At 51.7% G+C, this 5,736-nt stretch carries 6 protein-coding genes and 1 pseudogene; 6 read left to right on the top strand and 1 reads right to left on the bottom strand.

What is annotated here, in order from left to right:
• The 6 genes and pseudogenes from B3W37_RS05250 to mobB all read left to right on the top strand — a co-directional run.
• Positions 1–360, top strand: a pseudogene (locus B3W37_RS05250) (signal recognition particle-docking protein FtsY); the annotation flags it as partial.
• A 26-nt stretch (positions 361–386) separates the two neighbouring features.
• On the top strand, positions 387–1,181 hold the full coding sequence (gene mtnP, locus B3W37_RS05245) for an S-methyl-5'-thioadenosine phosphorylase (RefSeq protein ID WP_483170960.1): 795 nt from the start codon (positions 387–389) through the stop codon (positions 1,179–1,181).
• Positions 1,181–2,215 (top strand): S-methyl-5-thioribose-1-phosphate isomerase, encoded by a 1,035-nt coding sequence (gene mtnA, locus B3W37_RS05240; RefSeq protein ID WP_483170967.1) that lies wholly within the window; start codon positions 1,181–1,183, stop codon positions 2,213–2,215. The genes mtnP and mtnA overlap by 1 nt, the downstream gene beginning before the upstream one ends.
• Positions 2,184–2,873: a class II aldolase/adducin family protein gene (locus B3W37_RS05235; protein ID WP_483175009.1), complete on the top strand. Its 690-nt coding sequence runs from the start codon at positions 2,184–2,186 to the stop codon at positions 2,871–2,873. The genes mtnA and B3W37_RS05235 overlap by 32 nt, the downstream gene beginning before the upstream one ends.
• Positions 2,874–2,937: 64 nt before the next feature.
• Complete coding sequence (locus B3W37_RS05230) at positions 2,938–4,233, top strand: amidohydrolase (protein WP_483174987.1); 1,296 nt, start codon at positions 2,938–2,940, stop codon at positions 4,231–4,233.
• A 39-nt stretch (positions 4,234–4,272) separates the two neighbouring features.
• Positions 4,273–4,758 carry a molybdopterin-guanine dinucleotide biosynthesis protein B gene (gene mobB, locus B3W37_RS05225; RefSeq protein WP_483174986.1) on the top strand — a complete coding sequence of 162 codons (486 nt, stop codon included), beginning with the start codon at positions 4,273–4,275 and terminating at the stop codon, positions 4,756–4,758.
• A gap of 70 nt (positions 4,759–4,828) precedes the next feature.
• Here the strand turns inward: mobB and B3W37_RS05220 are convergent, their stop codons facing one another.
• Entirely contained in the window at positions 4,829–5,674 is an 846-nt protein-coding gene (locus B3W37_RS05220) for a formate dehydrogenase accessory protein FdhE (RefSeq protein WP_483174984.1), read from the bottom strand.
• Positions 5,675–5,736 lie beyond the last annotated feature (62 nt).

Here is a 5,736-nt window from a genome sequence, read left to right as displayed (position 1 = left end):
GCAGGGCGACTGCAGAATAAGACCAATCTAATGAAAGAGCTGGCTAAAGTAAGAAAGATTATCGAGAGGGAAATTGGGCAAGAACCACAAGAGGTCTTGCTGGTATTAGACGCCACCACCGGTCAGAACGCAATAAGTCAGGCCCGTATCTTTCAGGAAGCTACCGGTGTATCCGGCATTGTTCTCACCAAGCTGGATGGCACTGCCAAAGGAGGCATAGTCCTGGCCATCGCCAGGGAGCTGGAACTGCCGGTCAAGCTGATCGGAATTGGGGAAACTCTGGATGATTTGAGGGATTTCGACCCTAATTTATTCGCTCAGGCCTTGTTTGACACTGATAATACAAATGCTCAATCCTAATAAGCTATCTGTGAGGAGGAATTTACTTGATTAAAGCAGCCATCATCGGAGGCACCGGCATATACAGCCCAGATGCCCTGGAAAATCGCCGCGAGGTCCTTCAGCAAACCAAATTTGGAGTAGTTGCGGTCACTGTAGGCAGTTACAAAGGAGTGGAATTGGCCTTTATTCCCAGACATGGGGCTAAACACAGTGTGCCCCCGCATCTGGTGAATTACCGCGCCAACATATTGGCTTTGTACAAACTGGGGGTCAGAAATATCCTGGCTACAGCTGCAGTAGGATCCTTGAACTATGATTTTAAGCCCGGCCATTTCGTCCTGGTAGACCAGTTCCTGGACTTCACCAAATCACGTCCCGCTACTTTATATGAAGGCGGGGATATGGGGGTGGTGCACTGTGATATGACCGTGCCCTATTGCCCCCGGCTGAGGTCTGCCGTAATGGAAGCCGCCAATGGCCTGCAGTATCAGGTCAGCAACGGCGGGGTGTATGTATGCACCGAGGGTCCGCGCTTCGAAACCGCAGCGGAGATTTCGGTGTATAAACTCTTAGGCGGAGATGTGGTGGGGATGACCAGTGTCCCCGAGGTCTGCCTGGCCAGGGAATTGGGAATGTGTTACGCTACTGTGGCTACCATCACCAATTTTGCCGCCGGCATTTCGCCAACTATTTTAACCCATAGTGAAGTGTATGAAGTTATGAAGAACAACACCGCCTCGGTACGCCAGCTTTTGCTGGAGAGCACCCTGTTAATTGAAAAGCAGGCTAAAGAATGCGATTGTGCGCGCATCCTTGAGGAAATAGAGGTCAAGCTATGATCGCGACGGTGCGCTTTGATAATGAAGCCGTGGTGGTATTGGACCAGAGTAAGCTGCCCGGGGAGGTGGTATTCGCGCCTTGCCATACGCCGCAGGAGGTGGCTGCGGCTATCCGCTCCATGAAGGTACGCGGCGCACCCCTTATCGGGGTGGTGGCGGCTTTCGGACTGGCCCTGGGGATGCGGCGCTATAACGGCTCCCCGGCAGAAATGGATGCTCATTTCTATAAGACCAGGGATTTGCTGGCCTCCACCAGGCCGACCGCAGTCAATCTCTTCTGGGCCTTGCAGCGCATGGAGCAGCTGTACCTGCAGCACCGTCATCAGGCCCGGGGCGAAGTGGCGGCACTGTTGCTCAATGAAGCCCAGAAGATGTGTGCAGAGGATATAGCCGTTAATAGGACCATTGGAGAAAATGGGGAAGCTCTTCTTCCTGCGGGGGCGCAGGTGATGACGATTTGTAATGCCGGCACTCTGGCAACCTGTGGATATGGGACCGCCCTGGGGGTGATCCGTTCAGCGGCCGCCCGCAATAAAGTCGATATGGTGTGGGCCTGCGAGACCCGCCCGGTTCTGCAGGGGGCCCGGCTGACCGTGTGGGAATTAATGCAGGATCATATCCCGGTAACATTGATTACCGACAGTATGGCCGCCTACACCATGCAGCTGGGGAAAGTGGACGCCATAATTGTTGGCGCCGACCGCATTGCCGCCAATGGCGACACAGCCAATAAAATCGGCACTTTTTCTCTGGCGGTTTTGGCCCAGTACCATCAGATCCCATTTTACGTAGCCGCACCGTCATCTACCGTCGATATCAGCTTGCCCGACGGAGGGGCTATCATCATTGAAGAACGCCATGAGGATGAGGTCAGACGGTGTGCGGACGCCTACCTTACGGTTCCGGAGGTGAAAGTATTCAACCCCGCTTTTGATGTGACCCCACAGCACTTGATCACCGGCATAATAACCGAAGGCGGCGTTATTAGAGCCCCGTTTGCGGATGGCTTACGAAAGCTCAAGGAAGGGCGGTGACGTCATGTTTAGTTCCATGGAAGTGAGGCGCCAGGTTCTGGAGGCGGCCCGGGAGATTTCAAGCAGCGGCATGGTAATCGGAACCTGGGGCAATGTGAGCGCCCGGGCCACTGAGACCGAGGGCTTCGTCATCACCCCCAGCGGTATGGACTATGCCGTCCTGACCCCGGAGGATATGGTGGTGGTGGATTACAATCGGCAGGTAATAGAAGGGAAATTCCGCCCCTCCAGCGAGACTCCCCTGCATCTGGCTATATACCTGGCCAGACCGGATGTACAGGCGATAGTACACGTCCACAGTCCATTTGCGACTGCCTTTGCCGTGGCTGGAATCCCCATTCCGGTCATATTGGAGGAAACCGCTCAGGCCATCGGCCATGAAATTGCAGTTGTTCCTTATGCGCGGACCGGCACCCGCAAGCTGGCTGAATACACCGTTAAAACACTTGGGGAGAAGGGTTGTGCCGCTTTGTTGTCAAATCATGGCGTGATCGGGGTTGGGGGCAGTATGGCTCAGGCTTTGAGGATATGCTATGTGATCGAACAGACCGCGCAGGTGGGGCTCTATGCCCGTATGCTGGGGCCGCTTCAGGGGCTGCCCGAAGATGAGGTCAATTTGCTTCATGCAGGGTTCCAGAAGTACGGGCAAAAGAAATAACAGTGAATGATTAGATGGGATTTGACACGGCTACTTGGATTGAGGGCTGAAGGAGGTTAGGTAAATGTCGAATTTAATGATAGAGAATGTAGCTATTCTCCCTATGAGCGGTGAAGACAGTTTAATAGAGAAGGGATATCTGATCATAGCCGATGATGTCATCGACCGGATGGGTTCGGGCGCAGCTCCTCAGGGGAGTTATGAGCGCATTATCGATGGCAGCGGGCAGGTGGTGCTGCCGGGTTTGGTCAATACCCACACCCATGCCGCCATGACCCTGCTCAGGGGTTATGCCGATGACCTGCCTCTGATGGAATGGCTCTCCACCAAGATCTGGCCCCTGGAAGCCAAACTCAATGGCGAGGACATCTATTGGGGCACCATGCTGGCCATAGTGGAAATGATCAAATCCGGCACCACTACTTTCAATGATATGTATTTTTTCATGAGTCAGGCCGCCCGGGCGGTGGAAACTTCAGGGATTCGCGCGGTCTTGAGCCGGGGCATGATCGGTGTTTCCCCGGAAAGTCAGTCGGCCCTGGATGACAGCCGCAAACTGGTGGCTCAATGGCATGGCGCCGCTAAAGGACGCATTCGTTTCGCCCTGGGACCTCACGCTCCGTATACCTGTCCCCCGGAATATCTTAAACAAGTAGTGGCCTTGGCAGAAGAGCTTGAGGTAGGCATACATATACATATCTCCGAAACCCGTCAAGAGATGGAAGACGTCGTAAAGCAATACGGAGTCTCGCCGGTAAAACTGATGCTTGAAAATGGCGTTTTCACCCGCCCTACACTGGCCGCCCACTGTGTGCACGTGAGTGATGATGACATTGCCATTTTGCAGCAGAACAGGGTCGGTGTAGCCCACAATCCGGAAAGCAACATGAAGCTGGCCAGCGGAGTCGCACCGGTTCCAGCCATGCTAAGGGCTGGGATTGCGGTAGGATTAGGAACGGATGGGGCTTCCAGCAATAATAATCTGGATATGCTAGAGGAGATGCGCAGCTGTGCCTTGCTGCATAAAGTCAACAGTATGGATCCCACAGTGTTGCCTGCTTATCAGGCCCTGGAAATGGGAACTGCCCTGGGTGCTCGAGCCCTGGGTTGGGATGACCAGATAGGGATCTTAAAACCCGGGTACAAGGCCGACATGATAATGGTCAACCTCACCGCGGCTCATATGATTCCACGTTACGATATCCTGGCCAATATCATTTATTCGGGTCAGGCCGCGGATGTTGATACCGTGATCGTCGATGGCCAAATCATCATGGAGCACCGCCGGATTACCAAATTTGATGAGCAGGAGGTTTTGAAAAAATGTAAGGCCATAGCCCGCGATTTAATCAGTCGATAGGGCGTATACCGAACGGATTGTAAAGAAAGGGGTAGCTCATTGGTTCCAGCCATATCATTTGTAGGACATCACAACAGCGGTAAGACCACCCTATTGGTTAAGGTGATCCGTCATCTGACTCTCTGGAATATCCGTACCGCAGTAATAAAACATTCTCAGCATGGCTTCGATTTGCCGGTTGAAAAGGACTCCGAGCGCTTTTATCAAGCCGGTTCGGGTTTGGTATACGCATCTTCTCCAAAAATGTCCTTGCGCTATCGCCGGGAGAGAATAGAAAGAAATCTTAGCGATATATATGATGAGGTTAAGGTTGATGCCGACCTGGTGATTACCGAAGGCTATAAAACCGGGCCATATCCAAAAATCGAGGTGGTACGCCAGGCTACCGGAGACCTGTTGCCAGATCTCCCCAATCTTATCGGGCGTGTATCCGACCGCCAGGTCAATGACGGGATTCCCTGCTTCGGATTTGATCAGGACCTGGAAATTGCCCGCTTCATAGTAGACAGATTCCGGCTATTGTAAAAAGGTATAACAAAGGTACAGGTTTTTTGCTCCCGAGACGGAACGCACCTGTACCTTTTTATTTCATAATCTATTTGTTGCTCCAATCATTGTTGTGATTGCTGTATCCTTTTTCTTCAGCCAACAAATCCAGATATATAGTCTGAATGTTGGCCAGGAACAAGTCGGTAGGCAATCCGGAGGGACGCTCGTCATATGTTTTCAAGTACCCCCGGCATTTTTCACAAGTATATAACTGATTGGAAGTATCATTTTCCACAGAGATATAATTGATTTTGCCCGGTTCATCATTACCGCAATGTACACATTCCAGGTAGCGGGTTTCCCATTCAATAAAGCAACGGTCACAGAACATGAAACGCCTTCCGTCCTCAGCGCGCAGGCGGCTGAAATGTGATTTGCTGCCGCATATCGGGCAGATAGTGGGCAGATCCCAGTTCTGGTAAGTGTGCTCTAATATATCGGCCTGATAATGAGCTGCATATACACGCAGGAAGGGTCTGATGGCATGATCCAGTGCGAATATAAACAGCTCCGGGGATATCTTGAGTGAATGAGCCAGTTGTTCCAGATAATCCATATCTTGCTCAATCAACCGGGCAATCAGCACAGGAAAGTTGAAATCGGGAACCTCTTTTTGTATTATTTCCAGATTAGATGCTATATCAGGACGCTGTTTAATTAGAAAAACCAACAAATCATCCAGCACTTGCCGGTATAAAACAGGGTCGATTTGCAGTCCGGTGGTGATAATCAAAGGCCGGCGGTGTTTGGCGATCTTTCGCTGCGGTTCTTCGGCTTTTTCCACGTCCACAGCGGCTTGAAGCTTGATCTGTTGTTCATTCTGCCAGGATTCAAGGCTGGAGAAAAATTCCATATAACCGCTGGGCAGCTGTACAGGTATCTTACTTGGCATCTCGATTCACTCCTCTAATTAAAGCCTGATAAATAAACCTTGTGGTAATAGAAAAGGGGGAG

This window comes from Syntrophomonas sp. UBA5494, assembly GCF_002426325.1.
The sequence above is the reverse complement of the archived record's forward strand: the minus strand, read 5'-3'. Positions and strand labels throughout refer to the sequence as shown.